This is a genomic window from Pseudomonas laurylsulfatiphila (assembly GCF_002934665.1).
Taxonomy (GTDB): domain Bacteria; phylum Pseudomonadota; class Gammaproteobacteria; order Pseudomonadales; family Pseudomonadaceae; genus Aquipseudomonas; species Aquipseudomonas laurylsulfatiphila.
This window is the reverse complement of record NZ_NIRS01000001.1, coordinates 143887-159692: the sequence shown is the minus strand read 5'-3', so window position 1 is coordinate 159692 and position 15806 is coordinate 143887. Positions and strand designations below refer to the sequence as shown.

Sequence of the window (15806 nt, the reverse complement as noted above, 5' to 3'; positions counted from 1 at the left end):
AGGATTCACCATGATCCCCAATGACGACCAGCAACAGATCCGCGACATGGCCCGGGATTTTGCCCAGGAACGGCTCAAACCCTTCGCCGCCGAGTGGGACCGCGAACACCGCTTCCCCAAGGAAGCCATCGGCGAAATGGCCGGTTTGGGCTTCTTCGGCATGTTGGTGCCGGAGCAGTGGGGCGGGTGCGACACCGGTTACTTGGCCTACGCCATGGCGCTGGAAGAAATCGCCGCCGGCGATGGCGCCTGCTCGACCATCATGAGCGTGCACAACTCCGTGGGTTGTGTGCCGATCCTCCACTACGGCAACGACGAGCAGAAGGAGCGCTTCCTCAAGCCGTTGGCCAGCGGCGCGATGCTCGGCGCTTTCGCCCTGACCGAGCCCCAGGCGGGTTCCGACGCCAGCGGCCTGAAAACCCGTGCGCGCCTGGAAGGCGATCACTACGTGCTCAACGGCTGCAAGCAGTTCATTACCTCCGGGCAGAATGCCGGGGTGGTGATTGTGTTTGCGGTGACCGATCCGAACGCCGGCAAACGTGGCATCAGCGCGTTTATCGTACCGACCGATTCGCCGGGCTATAAAGTCGCGCGGGTCGAGGACAAGCTCGGCCAGCACGCTTCCGACACCTGCCAGATCCTTTTCGAAGACGTGAAGGTGCCGGTGGCCAACCGTTTGGGCGAGGAGGGCGAAGGCTACAGGATCGCCCTGGCCAACCTGGAAGGCGGTCGCGTCGGCATCGCTTCACAATCGGTGGGCATGGCCCGTGCCGCGTTTGAAGCGGCCCGTGATTACGCCCGTGAGCGCGAGAGCTTCGGCAAGCCGATCATCGAGCATCAGGCCGTGGCGTTCCGCCTGGCGGACATGGCCACCCAGATCGCCGTGGCGCGGCAAATGGTGCACTACGCCGCCGCCCTGCGCGACAGTGGCAAGCCGGCCCTGGTCGAGGCGTCGATGGCCAAGTTGTTCGCCTCGGAAATGGCCGAGAAGGTATGCTCCTCGGCGCTGCAAACCCTCGGCGGATATGGTTACCTCAACGACTTCCCGCTGGAGCGGATCTACCGCGACGTGCGGGTGTGTCAGATCTACGAAGGCACCAGCGATATTCAGCGCATGGTCATTTCGCGCAACTTATAAAAAGCAGACCCCTGTAGGAGCTGCCGCAGGCTGCGATCTTTTGGCGTTGATTTTCAAGATCAAAAGATCGCAGCCTGCGGCAGCTCCTACAAGGGATCTGGCCTTATGTGAAATAGGAGTTGTTTATGAGCTATGAAACGATTTTGCTGGAAACCCACGGCCGCGTTGGCCTGATCACCCTCAACCGTCCTCAGGCGTTGAACGCGTTGAACGCGCAGATCGTCAGCGAACTGAACCAGGCCCTCGATGGTTTCGAGGCGGATGCGAACATCGGCTGTATCGTCCTGACCGGTTCGAAAAAGGCGTTTGCCGCGGGTGCTGACATCAAGGAAATGGCCGAGCTGACCTACCCGCAGATCTACCTCGACGACCTGTTCAGCGACAGCGACCGCGTCGCCAACCGCCGCAAGCCGATCATCGCGGCGGTCAATGGTTTTGCCCTGGGCGGCGGCTGTGAGCTGGCGCTGATGTGCGATTTCATCCTGGCTGGCGACAACGCCAAATTTGGCCAGCCGGAAATCAACCTCGGCGTGTTGCCGGGCATGGGCGGCACCCAACGCCTGACCCGCGCCGTGGGCAAGGCCAAGGCCATGGAAATGTGCCTGAGCGGTCGTTTGATCGATGCCGTGGAAGCGGAGCGTTGTGGCGTCGTGGCGCGGATCGTGCCAAGCGATGAGCTGCTGGATGAAGCGCTGAAAGTCGCGGCGTTGATCGCCAAGAAGTCGCTGCCGATTGCAATGATGGTCAAGGAAAGCGTCAACCGTGCCTTTGAAGTGAGCCTGGCCGAAGGCGTGCGCTTTGAGCGTCGGGTGTTCCATGCGGCGTTTGCGACGCAGGATCAGAAGGAAGGCATGGCGGCGTTCATTGCCAAGCGTGAGGCGGAGTTCGTCGGTAAGTAATGCGGCGTCTTCGCTGACGCTATCGCTGGCAAGCCAGCTCCCACAGGGTCCGGGGTGTACACAACATGTGTGAACAACCGAGAACACTGTGGGAGCTGGCTTGCCAGCGATGCCTTTAAGACTTCAAACCAGTTTACAGCCAAAAGATCGCAGCCTTCGGCAGCTCCTACAGGGCTTTGTGCAGGAGCTGCCGAAGGCTGCGATCTTTTGCTTTTAAACCAGGTAGTTCTTCAGTTCACGGGCAATCACCATCCGCTGAATCTCGCTCGAGCCTTCGTAGATCTGCGTGATCCGCGCATCCCGGTAGTACTTCTCTACCGGATAGTCTTCCAGATACCCGTACCCGCCATGAATCTGAATCGCGGACGAACAGACCTTTTCCGCCATTTCCGACGCAAACAGCTTGGCCTGTGACGCCTCCGAAAGGCAGGGCTTGCCGGCCGTGCGCAGGCGCGCAGCGTGCAGGATCATCAACCGTGCGGCGTTCAGTTGCATGTGCATGTCGGCCAGCAGGTTGGCGATGCTCTGGTGTTCATTGATCGTCTTGCCAAACTGCACCCGGTCACGGGAGTAGGCCAGCGCCGCTTCGAACGCCGCGCGGGCGATGCCCAGCGCCTGGGCGGCGATGCCGATACGACCGCCTTCGAGGTTGGACAGGGCGATGGCCAGGCCTTTGCCCCGTTCACCCAGCAGATTGGCTTCGGGGATGGTGCAGTTGTTCAGGGTGACGGCACAGGTGTCGGACGCGCGGATACCCATTTTGTGTTCAGTGCGGTCAACGATAAAACCGGCGGTATCGGTCGGTACCAGGAACGCCGAGATGCCACGTTTGCCCAGGTCCGGATCGGTCACGGCAAATACAATCGCCAGCTTGGCCCGCTTGCCGTTGCTGACGAATTGCTTGGCACCGTTGATCACCCATTGGCCGTCGCGCAGTTCGGCGCGGGTGCGCAGGTTGTGCGCTTCGGAACCGGCCTGGGGTTCGGTCAGGCAGAAGCAGCCGATGACCTTTCCGCTGGCCAGGTCCGCCAGCCAGGTCTGCTTCTGTTCTTCGCTGCCGTAGTTGAGCACCGGCCCGCAGCCCACGGAGTTGTGGATGCTCATGAAGGCGCCGGTAGCACCGTCGCCGGCGGAAATCTCTTCTACCGCCAGCGCATAGGCCACGTAGTCGACATAGGTGCCGCCCCATTCCTCGGGGACCACCATGCCCAACAGGCCCAGTTCACCCATCTTCGCCACCAGACCGTCATCGATCCAGCCGGCCTTTTCCCAGGCCTGGGCATGGGGCGCGATTTCGCCACGGGCAAAATCCCGGGCCATGTCGCGGATCATCACTTGCTCTTCGCTCAATTCGATATCGTGCATGGCTCAGCTCTCGTTCCGGTCAAACCCGCTGAAGAAGCTCGCCACGTGTTCGGCGTCCAGCGCCTCGAGGGTGGGCGGGTTCCAGCGTGGTGTCTTGTCTTTGTCGATCAGCAAGGCGCGCACGCCTTCGATCAGGTCGCCGCGCTCGAACCACTGGCGGTCCAGGTGCAGCTCAAGGGCGAAACATTGTTCAAGGGGCAGCTCGCGTCCGCGACGGAGCATTTCCAGGGTGACGCCCATGGCCAGTGGCGAACGGGTTTCCAACAGGTCGGCGGTGGTGACGGCCCACGCATGGCTGTCGGCGACCGTGACCTGGCGCAGTTGCTCCACAATACTCGGCACGTCGGGTTGGGCGAAGAAGTGGTCGATGGCCGGACGCAACACACTCAACGGCGCGTCTGGCAGTTGCTGCACGGCGAGTGTTGCCAGCAGGCCTTGCAGGTCCTTGAGCGGCGTGTCGTGCCATTCGAGCTGGTCGAGTTTTTCGTCCAGTGTGCCCAGCCTGGCGCTTTCGAGGTACCAGTCGGCCAGGCCGCAATACAGCGCATCGGCGGCGCGAATCTGCACGCCGCTGACGCCCAGGTAAATCCCCAGCTCACCGGGAATGCGCGGCAGGAAGTAACTGCCGCCAACGTCCGGGAAATAACCGATGCCGACTTCCGGCATCGCCAGACGGCTTTTTTCGGTGACCACGCGCAAGTCTGCGCCTTGCACCAGGCCCATGCCGCCACCGAGAACAAAACCGTCCATCAGCGCCAGCACCGGTTTGCGGTAATGGTGGATCGCGAGGTCGAGGGCGTATTCCTCGACGAAGAAATCTTCGTGCAGGGTGTCGCCGCTTTTGAAGCTGTCATGCAGCGAACGAATGTCGCCGCCGGCGCAGAAGGCTTTTTCGCCGGCACCGCGCAGGACCACCGCATGCACGTTCGGGTCGTGGGCCCAGGCGTCGAGCTGGCGGTGCAGGTTGCGCACCATGTCCAGGGTCAGGGCATTGAGGCCGGCGGGGCGGTTGAGGGTCAGGTGACCGATGTGGTTGCGAACCTCGGCCAGCACTTCGTTTTGCATGGCATCCATGGACAGCGTCCCCTTCGATGTAACCTGAGCAGTCATCACTAACTCCCTGCTATTATTGTTCTTTATCGAGATGCTCGCGCGCGAGCGATGGCGGATCGTATCAGTGCAAATTTGCCGTGTACAAGCTGGATAAGTGCAGGTCATCTGTGCATTTTTGCATGTAGATGTCCGGCATTGTTACAGCGTAGACCACGGCGGATTCAGGCAAACGCCGCGAGCAGGTCCTCTTCGAAGGCCTTCTGCGCATCACCGGCCACCTGCGCCCGGTGCCGGGCCAGGTGAAACGCGACATCGAAACTCAAGTCGCTGTGCCGCACCGACCGCAGCAATCCCTTGTCTTCCCAGGTGCGGGCAAAGTGGCTGGGCAGATAACCGACATGCTTGCCGGACAGGATGAAGGCGAGGGTGCCTTCGACCTGTTCCGAACGGGCCGAACACCGCTCGCCCTGAAAGGGCTCGTCACTGCGCAGGAAACGGTAGGGGTGACCGACCCGGTCGCAGGCTTGCAGGTCCTGATCGCCCGGGTTCGCGTGGGTGAACAGCGGATGGCCGGGGGCGCAATACAGGTGCTGGGTTTCAATGAACAGTTCGCGGTAGTCAAACGCGCTTTGCACCTGCGAGAAGTAGCCGATGGCCAGGTCCAGCCGCTGTTGCAACAGCAAGCGCTCCATCTCGCCCGGCATGGCGCTGATCAGCTCGATGCGCACCGACTCGTCCCGTTCACGAAAGCGCCGGATCGCCTCGGCCACCCGCTGCAGCACCGATTGATCCAGCGCCTCGGACAGGCCCAGACGCACTTCGCCGATCAAGCGCCCGGCGACGCCGTTGGATTGATGGCGGAAGGCTTCGATGGACTCGAACAAGCCACGGGTGGCGCTGAGGAGTTGTTCGCCCTTGGGCGTGATCCTGAACCCGCCTTTACCGCGACTGCACAGCCGATAGCCGAGGCGGGTTTCCAGCTTGGCCATTTGCTGGCTGATGCTCGACTGGCTCAACCCCAGTTGGCCCTGGGCGGCGCTGAAACCGCCGCACTCCACCACGCTGACAAACAGACGCAACAGGTGCAGGTCCAGATCATGCAGTTGGCCGAGCATCAAACATTACTCCGTCATAAAGTCAGGTTAATTAACTTGATATTTCACCAATGTATCCGACGACGCATCCTGCAACCACTTCCTCTGGTCAGGTGTTCGTCATGGCTCCCATGTTCAAGCTGTGTTTACCCGCGCTATTCCTTGCCATGGCCGCATCGGCCCAGGCCGAGGACAAGGTGGTCAATCTGTACAGTTGGGCCGATTACGTCGCCCCCGAAACCCTGCAACGGTTCGAACAGGAAACCGGCATCCATGTGCGCTACGACACCTTTGACTCTTCGGAAGTATTGGAGACCAAATTGCTCACGGGCGGCAGTGGTTATGACGTGGTGGTGCCGTCCTCCAGCGTGCTGGCCCGGGGGCTTGCCGCCGGGGCGTTGAAACCGATTCCCCACGAAGGCCTCAAGGGGTACGCCAACCTCGATCCGGATTTGCTGGAAAAACTCGCCACTGTCGATCCCGGCAACCGCTACGGTGTGCCTTATACCTGGGGCACCCTGGGTTTGGGCATGAACGTCGAGGCGCTCAAGCAGCGCTTGCCGGACGTACCGCTCAACAGCCTGGACCTGCTGTTCAAACCCGAGTACGCGAGCAAGCTGAAGGATTGCGGCATCGCCATTCTCGATTCGCCCCAAGAGGTGATCGGACTCGCTTTGCATTACCTGGGTAAAGATCCCTACAGCACCGACAAGAACGATCTGTCAGCCGCCGAGGCGTTGTTGCGTCAGCTGCAGCCGAACGTGCTGTACGTCGCCACCGGGCGGCAGATCAGCGACCTGGCCAATGGTAGCGTTTGCCTGGCATTGACCTACAACGGTGATGCGAGCATGGCTGCCGACCAGGCGCGCAAGGCCAGCAAACCCTATGAAATTGCCTACCGGATTCCCAAGGAAGGCACCCTCGTCTGGCAGGACAACCTGGCGATTCCCAAGGACGCACCGCACCCCGAAGCCGCCCGTGCCTTTATCGAATTCATGTTGCGCCCTGAGTCCGTGGCGGCGCTGACCAACACCCTGTTCTTCGCCACGGCGAACCAGGCCGCCACGCCGCTGGTGGATGAAGCGGTGCGCACCGACCCGGACATCTATCCGTTGGCCGATGTGCGTGAGCGGCTGTACGCCGACCGCAGCATGAACCTCAAGGACCTGCGTCAGCGCACCCGCCTGTGGACCACTTTCCGTAGTCGCCAATAACAAAAAGGAGCCTTCAATGGACGTCCCGATGCAGAACGATCAAGCCCTTACCCGTGACAGCCTCTATGGCACGGCCGCCGAAAGTACCTACGCCGGCATCACCAGTTTCATGCGTCGCCGCTACAGCCGTGACTTGCGCGGGGTCGACGTGGCGGTCAGTGGTATACCGTTCGACACCGCCACCAGCAACCGCCCCGGTGCACGCTTCGGACCACGGGGCATTCGCGCAGCTTCCGCCGGGATCGCCTGGGAACGGCACTGGCCGTGGGCTTTCGATCCGTTTGACCATCTGGCGGTGATCGATTTCGGCGATTGCAATTTCGATTACGGTTCGCCGCAATCGACGCCGGAGTGCATCGAGGCCCACGCCGAGCACATCCTCAACGCCGGCACGGCCATGCTGACCTTTGGCGGCGACCATTTCATCACCTATCCGCTGCTCAAGGCCCATGCCCGTAAACACGGGGCATTGTCGCTGATCCACTTCGACGCCCACAGCGACACCTGGCCGGACGAAGAGGGCAAGCGCATCGACCACGGCACCATGTTCTGGCACGCGGCCAGGGAAGGGCTGGTCGACCCGTCGCGCTCGGTGCAAATCGGTTTACGCACCACCAATGACGATCATCAGGGCTTTCAAGTGCTGGATGCGCGACAGGTGCATCGCCGCGGCTGCGAAGCGATTGTCGAGGCAATTCGGGCGCGGGTCGGCGATAACCCGGTGTACCTGACCTTCGACATCGACTGCCTCGATCCGGCATTCGCTCCGGGTACCGGAACACCGGTGTGCGGCGGCCTGAGCACGGTGCAGGCGCTGGAGATCCTCGGCGGCCTGCGCGGGATCAATCTGGTGGGCATGGACGTGGTGGAAGTGGCGCCGGCCTATGACAGTGCGGAGATCACTTCACTGGCGGCAGCGACATTGGCGATGGAGATGTTGTGTCTGTATGCGGCCAGGCATAAGGTCGATAGGTAAAACACAATCCCCCTGTGGGAGCGAGCCTGCTCGCGAAAGCGGTGTGTCAGTTGGTGCAGCGGTAGACTGACACTCCCCATTCGCGAGCAGGCTCGCTCCCACAGTCGTGATGGGTGTCAGGCCACTGGAACGATCGGCAAGTCGAGGACGCATTCCATGGCACCGCTCTGCAGCGTACGCTGTTTTCTGGGAACGACTTGAAGCGCGCGGTCAACGGGCAGTACGGGAACGCCCGAGCCCAGAAAGATCGGAATGGTGGTGATGAAGAGTTGCTGCAATTCCCCGGCGTCGGCAAAACAGGCTGCCGTTTTGCCGCCACCGACCAGCCAGACATTTTTGCCCTTCGCCGCTTGCCTGGCCCTGGCCGCGATGGCCTCGGCATTTCCGCGTACGAAGGTGATATCCAGATTGGCGGGGACTGACAGGTTCCGGTTGCTCATGACAAAGGCGGGTACATCCTGATAGGGCCAGTCGTCGGGAGCCTTGGACATGATCCAGTCATAGGTCTGCGACCCCATGATCACCGCTCCGACCGTCTGATAAAAATCGTCATAGGCCGTTGCGTCATCGCCCAGCGCAAAGTTCTCCAGCCAATCGAGTTTGTGTTGTTGAGTGGCAATATAACCATCCAGGGTGGCAGCTACGTAATAGACCAGCGTCGACATGTGTTTTCCTTTCCTTGTAATCATGCAGGCGGGAAATGATCCGTAAATAAAGTGCCCCTCTGGAAAGTGGCGAGGGGCGATGGTGATCATTTATTTCGGGTAGGCGAAGATAATGCCGTTTTCACTTGGTAGGCGCTTTATGGTTGCACCGTATACCATCTCCTTGGTAATGGGATAAGCGTTTTTTACTTGTCGTGGTGATGCGGGGAAGCAGCGGGGCTTTATGTCTCATGCAGCTTGTTAGGTGTCCTTGATTACAAGATGTGGTTGAATTTTTACCTTTGAGTTTTAGGCCTGTGCGGCAATTGCAGTTGGATTTATGATTGACTATTTATGTTGAAGATCAAATGATAAGAAAGTAACAAAACATTGCGATGATCCCAATTTTTGGGGGTGGGAAGCCAACTTTTATGAATGATCTGTAGGGATGTTCTGGTGAAGCCCTGCATCCAAAAAATAAGTTCTGGAAGTGCGGTTTTTTGAGTCAGGAGATTAGTCAGGGGGTAGATGTCGTTTGTCTGATGATGGCTGCTTATTTAATTTTTATTGTTTGGGGTGGGTTTTCGCTACTAAGGTCCGTAATGGATAATTATCCATATCTGGATGCTCAATAATGCCTAGTGTTTTTTCTGACGGAAAAAGGGAATGGAAATCCAGGTTTTGTGCATGCGTTCAGTTGTATTGCGCCGACTTATCAAGAGAAGCACGGTACCAAACTGAGCCAGGGCCATGATGAATGTCTGCGAATATAGAGCCTGCTCGCGATGGCGGTCTTGCATTCAACATCTCTGTTGGCTGACAGGTCCTCATCGCGAGCAGGCTCGCTCCTACAGTTTTGATGGGTGTCAGGCGACGGGAATGCTCGGCAGGTCGAGAATCCGACCACCGCTAAACCGTGCAAATGATCCGCTGATGGATTCGTGCGGCACGCCTTTGGCCACCTCGCTGACTCCGTCCAGCCGCGCCAACTGATCAGCACTCAACTGTACATTCAGCGCCCCCAACGTGGCGTCCAACTGTTCACGTGTCCGCGAACCGAGGATCGGAATCAGTGCCGTGGTCGAGCGTTTGGCCTTTTCCCGCAACCAGGCAATGGCCACGTGGGTCGGGCTGGCGTCGAGTTCTGTGGCGACGTCGATCAAGGTGTCGAGCAGGGCGGTTTCGCGGGCGCTTTTTTCAGCATGAATCAGCACGCCGAGCTTGTTCGCGCGGTTGTCACCTTCACTGTTGCGATACTTGCCGGTCAGGAAGCCGCCACCCAGGGGCGACCACAGCGTCGCGGCCAGGCCAAGGGCTTCGGCCATCGGCAGCTGTTCGCGCTCGGCGGTGCGTTCGGCGAGGCTGTACTCGACCTGGATCGCAGCGATCGGCGCAAAACCACGGATTTCGGCCAGCAGGTCGGCGCGGGCGATGCGCCACGCGGGGAAGTTCGACAGCCCGGCATAGTGGATCTTGCCGGCACTGACCAGGTCGTCGAAGCCGCGCAGGATCTCTTCCATGGGGGTGACGCCGTCGCTCATGTGGGCCCAGAACAGGTCGATGTGATCAGTCTTCAGTCGTTTAAGGCTCTCTTCGACGGCGCGCACCATGTTCTTGCGGCTGTTGCCGGTGTGGGAAATACCGGCCGCCGGTGTAGTCCCCAGGGTGTATTTGGTGGCGATGACCAGGCTATCCCGTTCTGCATTGATGAATTCGCTGAGCATGGCCTCGGACTGCCCGCCCTGATAGCCATTGGCGGTGTCGATGAAGTTGCCGCCGGCTTCCAGGTAGCCATCAAAAATTCGCCTTGCTTCGTCACGCTCGGCGCCATGGCCCCAGCCAGTACCGAAATTACCGGCGCCCAGGGCCAGCTCGGACACTCGCAAGCCGGTTTTACGACCGAAAACTTTGTAATGCATGGGATAACTCCAGAGGGATGGCGGCAGGATTTATAGATGATGCGTGACATGTATAAAATATGATGCCAATCATTTAAATCGTCAAGGCGCATTTCTTTCCTGCACAAAACCGCCGATCGCCGGTCACGTCATCAATGCGCAATGGCATACTGCCGCCCATGACTATCGAATCCCCCTTAAGTGCCTGGCAGCACGCGATCGAGCAAAAGGGCTTCGTCCAGGACGAGGCTCAGGAACATGCCGTGTGGGCGCTGCAAAAATGTCACGAAGCGCTGCATGAAGGCCGCTCACCTGTTTCCGGCGTGTACCTGTGGGGGCCGGTGGGGCGGGGTAAGACCTGGTTGATGGACCAGTTCTACCAAAGCCTGCGAGTACCGGCGCGGCGCCAGCATTTTCACCACTTCATGGGCTGGGTGCACCAGCGTTCGTTCCAACTGACCGGCACCGCCGACCCGCTCAAGGCGTTGGCCCGTGAGTTGTCCGAAGAGGTGCGCGTGCTGTGTTTCGACGAGTTGTTCGTCAATGACATCGGCGACGCGATCATTCTCGGGCGCCTGTTCCAGGTGATGTTCGAGCAGGGCGTCGTGGTGGTCTGCACCTCCAACCTGCCGCCGGACCAGTTGTACGCCGACGGCTTCAATCGCGACCGTTTCATGCCCGCCATCGCCGCGATCAAGCAACACATGCAGGTGATCGCGGTGGATGGCGGGGAAGACCATCGCCTGCATCCGGGGGCCGCTTCGCAGCGCTATTGGGTGGCCGAGCCGGGCACGCCCGGGGCGCTGGGTGAGGTGTTCCAGGCGTTGAGCGCCGGCCAGTCGGCATCGTGCGAGCCGGTCCCGGTCGGTTACCGCTCGCTGGAGGTGGTCAAGGCCAGCCCGACCGTGCTCTGGACCCGCTACGCCGCGCTGTGCGAGCAACCCTTCGCGGCCATGGATTTCATCGCCCTGTGCGATACCTACGGCGCTATTCTGTTGGGGGACGTACCCAACCTCAGCGCGCAAACACGTGCCGGGCGCATCGCCCGCGGTACCGAGGACGGTGTCGAGCGGGTGGAAGCGGGGGATCGCGAGCTGCCGCAATTGTCGGTGCATGACGACGGCGTAAGACGTTTCATTGCGCTGGTGGACGAGTGCTACGACCGCAAGGTGCCGCTGTACCTTGAGGCGCAAGTGCCGATGGCAGCGCTTTATACCGAGGGTTATCTGGAATTCCCGTTCCGGCGCACCCTCAGTCGATTGCAGGAAATGCAGTTGCAACGGTTTGCCGAAGTCTGATCGGGAGCAGCACACATGAATCAGCCCCTGTCGCACCACCTGCTGACCATGGCTTATCAGAATGCCTGGGCCAACCACCGACTGGCCAAGGCCTGGAGGCAGTTGAGCGCGCAGGAGTTGATCGCCGCACGGGTCAGCTTCTTCCCCAGCATCTGCGCGACCCTCAACCACATCCTCACCTGCGACTGGTTTTATGTGGATGCGCTGGAGCGCGAAATGCGCGGCGACGATCCGCATCCCGAATGTCGGGTGTTTTTCAAGGAAGACGAACCCTGCCTCATCGCGTCGGACCTGGTTCGTGAACAGGCCCATGTTGACCGTCGATTGATCGCTTACTGCGAGCAGCTGCGCGACGCCAGCCTCGGCAAAATCGTGACCATCGCCCGCGACACGCCGCAACACGACAGCCGTTTGCGCCTGCTGTCCCACTTGTTCGAACACCAGCTCCATCATCGCGGTCAGGTTCACGCCATGCTCAGCGGCACCTCGGTCAAGCCACCGCAACTCGACGAGTTTTTCTGCGCCGGCGAGTCGCACTTGCGGGCCGAGGATTTTGCCGAGCTGGGATGGACGGAAGCACTGATCTGGGGCGCTTGAACGGCAAAGAATTGTGCGGTGGTGATTGTCGATACCCGGGTGCTCGCGCTATGGTCCGCCGGCACTTCAGCGTGAAATACATGCTGGGGGCTACTTCATGTGTGATCGAGGATGGAAATGGACTCCGCAGAAATTCTTGTGCTTCAGGCCAGCTACACCAATCCGGTGCATGCCGAGGCTATTTGTCTGGTGTTGAACCACTACGCCGAGGACCCGATGGGGGGCGGCCAGCCGTTGCCAGCCCATGTACTGGAGCAACTCCCGGCAGAGCTTGCCAGGCGCCCCCACGCTTTCAGTGTGCTGGCCTTTGTCGGGGGCGAACCGGCCGGGTTGGTCAATTGCTTCGAGGGGTTCTCGACCTTTGCCTGCCGGCCGTTGGTCAATGTGCATGACGTGTCGGTGGTGAAAAAATTTCGCGGCTTGGGCTTGAGCCAGAAGATGCTGCAAAAGGTCGAGGACATCGCCCGTCAGCGTGGTTGCTGCAAGCTCACCCTGGAAGTGCTGGAAGGCAATGCCGTGGCGCAGGGCTCTTACGAAAAAGCCGGTTTCGCCGCCGGCATGTTCGACCCGGCTCATGGACGTATGCTGTTCTGGACCAAGAGCCTCTAACCCGACAGGACGTTTTTTGGGGAGGGGCACTTTTCGCGTGGACGCGGTTTCCCTGTAGGAGCTGGCGCAGCCTGCGATCTTTTGATCTTCAGCGGTCGCTTTGGCGTCAACGTCAAAAGATCGCAGCCTTCGGCAGCTCCTACGGGATTGGCTTACGCCCTTTGATCATTGGTGTACGCGGTCGGGGTAGGAGCTGGCTTGCCAGCGATGGTCGTTAACGATAACGCGTGTGATCTGGATGAACGCGGCGTACTGGAGTCCATCGCCAGCAGGCTGGCTCCTACAGTGTCAATGTCACGGGAATGCGTGAATACCCAAAAAAAGGGCGTCCATCAGGACGCCCAAACGTTCTTCTGCGACTGTAGAGCCGCAGTCAAAGGATCATTTCGGTCTGTAGGTTTCTGTCATTTGTGCGGTTTGATCGTCGGGCACCCGTAGTTCGATGCTCGGGATCGGATGGCCGAGGGCTTCTTGCTGGGCCAGTCGCAGACTTTCGTAGTAATAGCGCATGCGTTCGGCTCCACCTTCGGCGAATGCGCTGGTCGAACCCAGCGCCATCAGGCCGGCGAGGATCACGGCGGTGCGTTTCATGGTATGCCTCCCACTAAAGATGTCGGATGCCTTTCGTCCATGAATCAATGAAGCAGTGTCGAAATGGCATTATCCGCCGATTCGCTTAAATGGGAATTAACTTCATCGATGGCCTTCCCATGAAAAAGGGGCCGGAACCGGCCCCTGAAAGGATTACTGCTGAACGACCGCGGGTGACGTTTTCGGCTTCATCAGGCTGAAATCGATCAACGCGCGCTGCTCACGCTCATAGGGGTTGCCGATCATCAATGGCCGGGCCTTGAAACTGTCGCTGACCACACTCTTGCTGCGATCGAGTTCGTCGAAGCTCAGGCCTGCAAGATCGGCCCAGGTGTGGATCAGGTGCGAGCTGCTGTAAGGACGCGAGAGATCGCCGGCGAGGTTCCAGTCATGGCTTGCCCGCCATTTCGGCGAAGCCCAGGCCATGAACGGAATGGTGTACATCGGTGCCGTCGGCTTGTTCTCGTTGCGCCCCAGGGTACTGTGACCCGCGGAATCGAATACGTCTTCGCCATGGTCGGAGAGGTACAGCAGGAAGCCGTTCGGATCGGTTTTGGCGTAGTCCTTGATCAGGCTGGACACCACGAAGTCGTTGTACAGCACGGCATTGTCATAGCTGTTGTACGTCGGCACCTGATCGTCACGTACGCCGGCCGGAACGCCATTGCGGTCCTGGAACTTGTCGAAGGTCGACGGGTAGCGGTACTGGTAGCTCATGTGCGTGCCGAGCAGATGCACGACGATGAGTTTACGCGGTGCCCCGTCGGCCAGGGCCTTGTTGAACGGCTCGATCACGTCGCCGTCGTACTGCGCGGCGTTCTGGTTGCGGTTGTTGTTCAGGTACACCTGTTCGTCGGCCTGTTCGGAGAAGGTCGTGAGCATGGTGTTGCGCTTGGTCATGGTCTGCTGGTTGGTGATCCAGAAGGTTTTGTAGCCGGCCTGTTTCATCATGCTGACCAGCGATGGCGTCGACAGGTACAGGTCCGGGTTTTCTTCGTCGGCGAAGGTCAGGACCTGTTGCAGCGCCTCAATGGTGTAGGGGCGCGGGGTGATGACGTTGTCGAAAACGTCCAGTTGATCCTTGAGCTTGTCCAGTTCCGGCGTGGTTTGCCGTGGGTAACCGTACAGGCTCATGCGCTGACGGTTGGTGGACTCGCCGATCACCAGCACCAGGGTCGCAGGCGTGTTGGCCGAGGCGTCCGTGAGATTGTGCAACGGTGGAATCCTGCTGGCGCTGTTGAGCATGTCCTGCATGCCGGCCAGGGTTTCCAGGTAACGGTGATAGGCCACGGCCATCTGCCATGGCACCGCCGGCTCGATGCGGGTTTCGAACTTGTCGAAGCCTTCGGCGAAACTGCCGGTGCGCGAGGTTTGCTTGATCAGCGGATAACCGACCACCGCCACGACAATGGCCACGGCTGCCGCGATGGCCTTGCCACGGGCCAGGTACACCGGGCGCAGGCGAGTCCACAGGAAATAGGCAAACGCGCTGTGGGCCAGGAACGCCGGGATCATCCACCAGGCAAAGTACTGGGTCATGTACTCGCCGGCTTCAGCCACGTTCGACTCGAACATGATGAAGATGACGCTCTGGGAAAACTCCTGCTGGTAAATGAAGAAGTAGCCCAGGCTCGCCATGGAGCACGCCCACAGCACAACGCCGATGACGGCGGTCATGACACGGGTCTGTTTGGGGAACAGCAGCATCGGCGCCAGCCAGATCGCGCTCATGACGAAGGCCTGGCGGAATCCGGTAAACCCGGAGGTGCCCGTCAGTTGGATCAGTAGTTGGGTGATGCCGGAAAAGTACCAGAAGAATACAAACAGCCAGACAAATCCGGCCCAATCAAAACCTGCCGCAGTCGTTTTGCTGCGTTCGAACAAAGACATTCAGCGCTCCAGCCGAGAATTCACTACCACCGCCGGGATTTGGAGATCGCGGACGACGAACGAGGGCCGCGCGGAACCGGGCAGCCTGAAACTTGTAATTATCGTGAGACAATTGTGAAAATTTCGTGAGTTGTCGCAGATGGCAGGGCGTGAGCCGATGCGGAAGCAGTGCAGACTGCTCCCGCTTGAGACGGGGGAATCAGGCGAGCGGGGCGCGTTGCACCGCAGCCAGGGGCTGCGTCTGACTCGTTTGCAGCAGCAGTCGCAACTGCGCCAGCTCCTGTTTCAATTGATCGCGTTCGTCCTTCAACTGACGCAATTCATCGCGACGGATAGTGACGTAAAGGGTTTGTGCTGGCAGTGCGGTATGTACTGTGCCCATTGCTCACCTCGCAAATGGCGTGTCTCAACTGTAGAGCCGCGTCGAAATCAACGGCTGATCTACTATCGGCGCCAATTTTGATTTCTTTTGCTCCCGAAGGGAACTTTTTTATTTTTCATTGTCGTTGTGTCTTCGGCTTGATTCCCGACGTTATCCAT

General features: G+C 59.8%; 15 protein-coding genes. 7 read left to right on the top strand and 8 right to left on the bottom strand.

Annotated elements, in window-relative coordinates; translation table 11 throughout:
• Window positions 1-10 precede the first annotated feature (10 nt).
• A complete protein-coding gene (locus CD175_RS00680; RefSeq protein ID WP_007970101.1) occupies window positions 11-1138 on the top strand; it encodes an acyl-CoA dehydrogenase in 1128 nt (375 codons plus the stop codon).
• A gap of 125 nt (window positions 1139-1263) precedes the next feature.
• Window positions 1264-2037 carry an enoyl-CoA hydratase gene (locus CD175_RS00675; RefSeq protein WP_104447252.1) on the top strand — a complete coding sequence of 258 codons (774 nt, stop codon included), beginning with the start codon at window positions 1264-1266 and terminating at the stop codon, window positions 2035-2037.
• A 213-nt stretch (window positions 2038-2250) separates the two neighbouring features.
• Here the strand turns inward: CD175_RS00675 and CD175_RS00670 are convergent, their stop codons facing one another.
• From CD175_RS00670 to CD175_RS00660, 3 genes are all read right to left on the bottom strand, one after another.
• The gene (locus tag CD175_RS00670) at window positions 2251-3402 is read right to left on the bottom strand and encodes an acyl-CoA dehydrogenase family protein (protein WP_007970104.1); all 1152 of its coding nucleotides are present in this window, start codon (window positions 3400-3402) and stop codon (window positions 2251-2253) included.
• A gap of 3 nt (window positions 3403-3405) precedes the next feature.
• Entirely contained in the window at window positions 3406-4512 is a 1107-nt protein-coding gene (locus tag CD175_RS00665) for an enoyl-CoA hydratase/isomerase family protein (RefSeq protein ID WP_104447251.1), read from the bottom strand.
• 164 nt (window positions 4513-4676) lie between these two features.
• A complete protein-coding gene (locus CD175_RS00660; protein WP_104447250.1) occupies window positions 4677-5570 on the bottom strand; it encodes a LysR family transcriptional regulator in 894 nt (297 codons plus the stop codon).
• Window positions 5571-5671: 101 nt separating this feature from the next.
• Here CD175_RS00660 and CD175_RS00655 point away from each other — a divergent pair, with 101 nt between their 5' ends.
• Window positions 5672-6763 (top strand): polyamine ABC transporter substrate-binding protein, encoded by a 1092-nt coding sequence (locus tag CD175_RS00655; protein ID WP_104447249.1) that lies wholly within the window; start codon window positions 5672-5674, stop codon window positions 6761-6763.
• A gap of 16 nt (window positions 6764-6779) precedes the next feature.
• The gene (speB, locus tag CD175_RS00650) at window positions 6780-7739 is read left to right on the top strand and encodes an agmatinase (RefSeq protein WP_104447248.1); all 960 of its coding nucleotides are present in this window, start codon (window positions 6780-6782) and stop codon (window positions 7737-7739) included.
• A 116-nt stretch (window positions 7740-7855) separates the two neighbouring features.
• Here speB and CD175_RS00645 read toward each other — a convergent pair whose 3' ends face one another.
• Together CD175_RS00645 and CD175_RS00640 are read right to left on the bottom strand one after the other, a co-directional pair.
• Window positions 7856-8404 carry a dihydrofolate reductase family protein gene (locus CD175_RS00645; protein WP_104447247.1) on the bottom strand — a complete coding sequence of 183 codons (549 nt, stop codon included), beginning with the start codon at window positions 8402-8404 and terminating at the stop codon, window positions 7856-7858.
• 845 nt (window positions 8405-9249) lie between these two features.
• A complete protein-coding gene (locus CD175_RS00640; RefSeq protein ID WP_104447246.1) occupies window positions 9250-10302 on the bottom strand; it encodes an aldo/keto reductase in 1053 nt (350 codons plus the stop codon).
• A gap of 158 nt (window positions 10303-10460) precedes the next feature.
• Here CD175_RS00640 and zapE point away from each other — a divergent pair, with 158 nt between their 5' ends.
• The 3 genes from zapE to CD175_RS00625 all read left to right on the top strand — a co-directional run bounded on the left by zapE (window position 10461) and on the right by CD175_RS00625 (window position 12785).
• Window positions 10461-11579 (top strand): cell division protein ZapE, encoded by a 1119-nt coding sequence (gene zapE / locus CD175_RS00635; protein ID WP_104447245.1) that lies wholly within the window; start codon window positions 10461-10463, stop codon window positions 11577-11579.
• Between the two features lie 15 nt (window positions 11580-11594).
• Window positions 11595-12176 (top strand): DinB family protein, encoded by a 582-nt coding sequence (locus CD175_RS00630; RefSeq protein WP_104447244.1) that lies wholly within the window; start codon window positions 11595-11597, stop codon window positions 12174-12176.
• Between the two features lie 117 nt (window positions 12177-12293).
• Window positions 12294-12785, top strand: a complete 492-nt coding sequence (locus tag CD175_RS00625) for a GNAT family N-acetyltransferase (protein WP_015094987.1) — start codon at window positions 12294-12296, stop codon at window positions 12783-12785.
• Between the two features lie 381 nt (window positions 12786-13166).
• On the opposite strand, the gene CD175_RS00615 is transcribed toward CD175_RS00625, so the two are convergent.
• The 3 genes from CD175_RS00615 to CD175_RS00605 all read right to left on the bottom strand — a co-directional run bounded on the left by CD175_RS00615 (window position 13167) and on the right by CD175_RS00605 (window position 15648).
• Window positions 13167-13376: a hypothetical protein gene (locus CD175_RS00615; protein WP_104447242.1), complete on the bottom strand. Its 210-nt coding sequence runs from the start codon at window positions 13374-13376 to the stop codon at window positions 13167-13169.
• Between the two features lie 153 nt (window positions 13377-13529).
• On the bottom strand, window positions 13530-15266 hold the full coding sequence (locus CD175_RS00610) for a phosphoethanolamine transferase CptA (RefSeq protein ID WP_104447241.1): 1737 nt from the start codon (window positions 15264-15266) through the stop codon (window positions 13530-13532).
• Between the two features lie 199 nt (window positions 15267-15465).
• Window positions 15466-15648, bottom strand: coding sequence for a DUF6026 family protein (locus tag CD175_RS00605; RefSeq protein ID WP_104447240.1), 183 nt, complete (start codon window positions 15646-15648; stop codon window positions 15466-15468).
• Window positions 15649-15806: the final 158 nt, after the last annotated feature.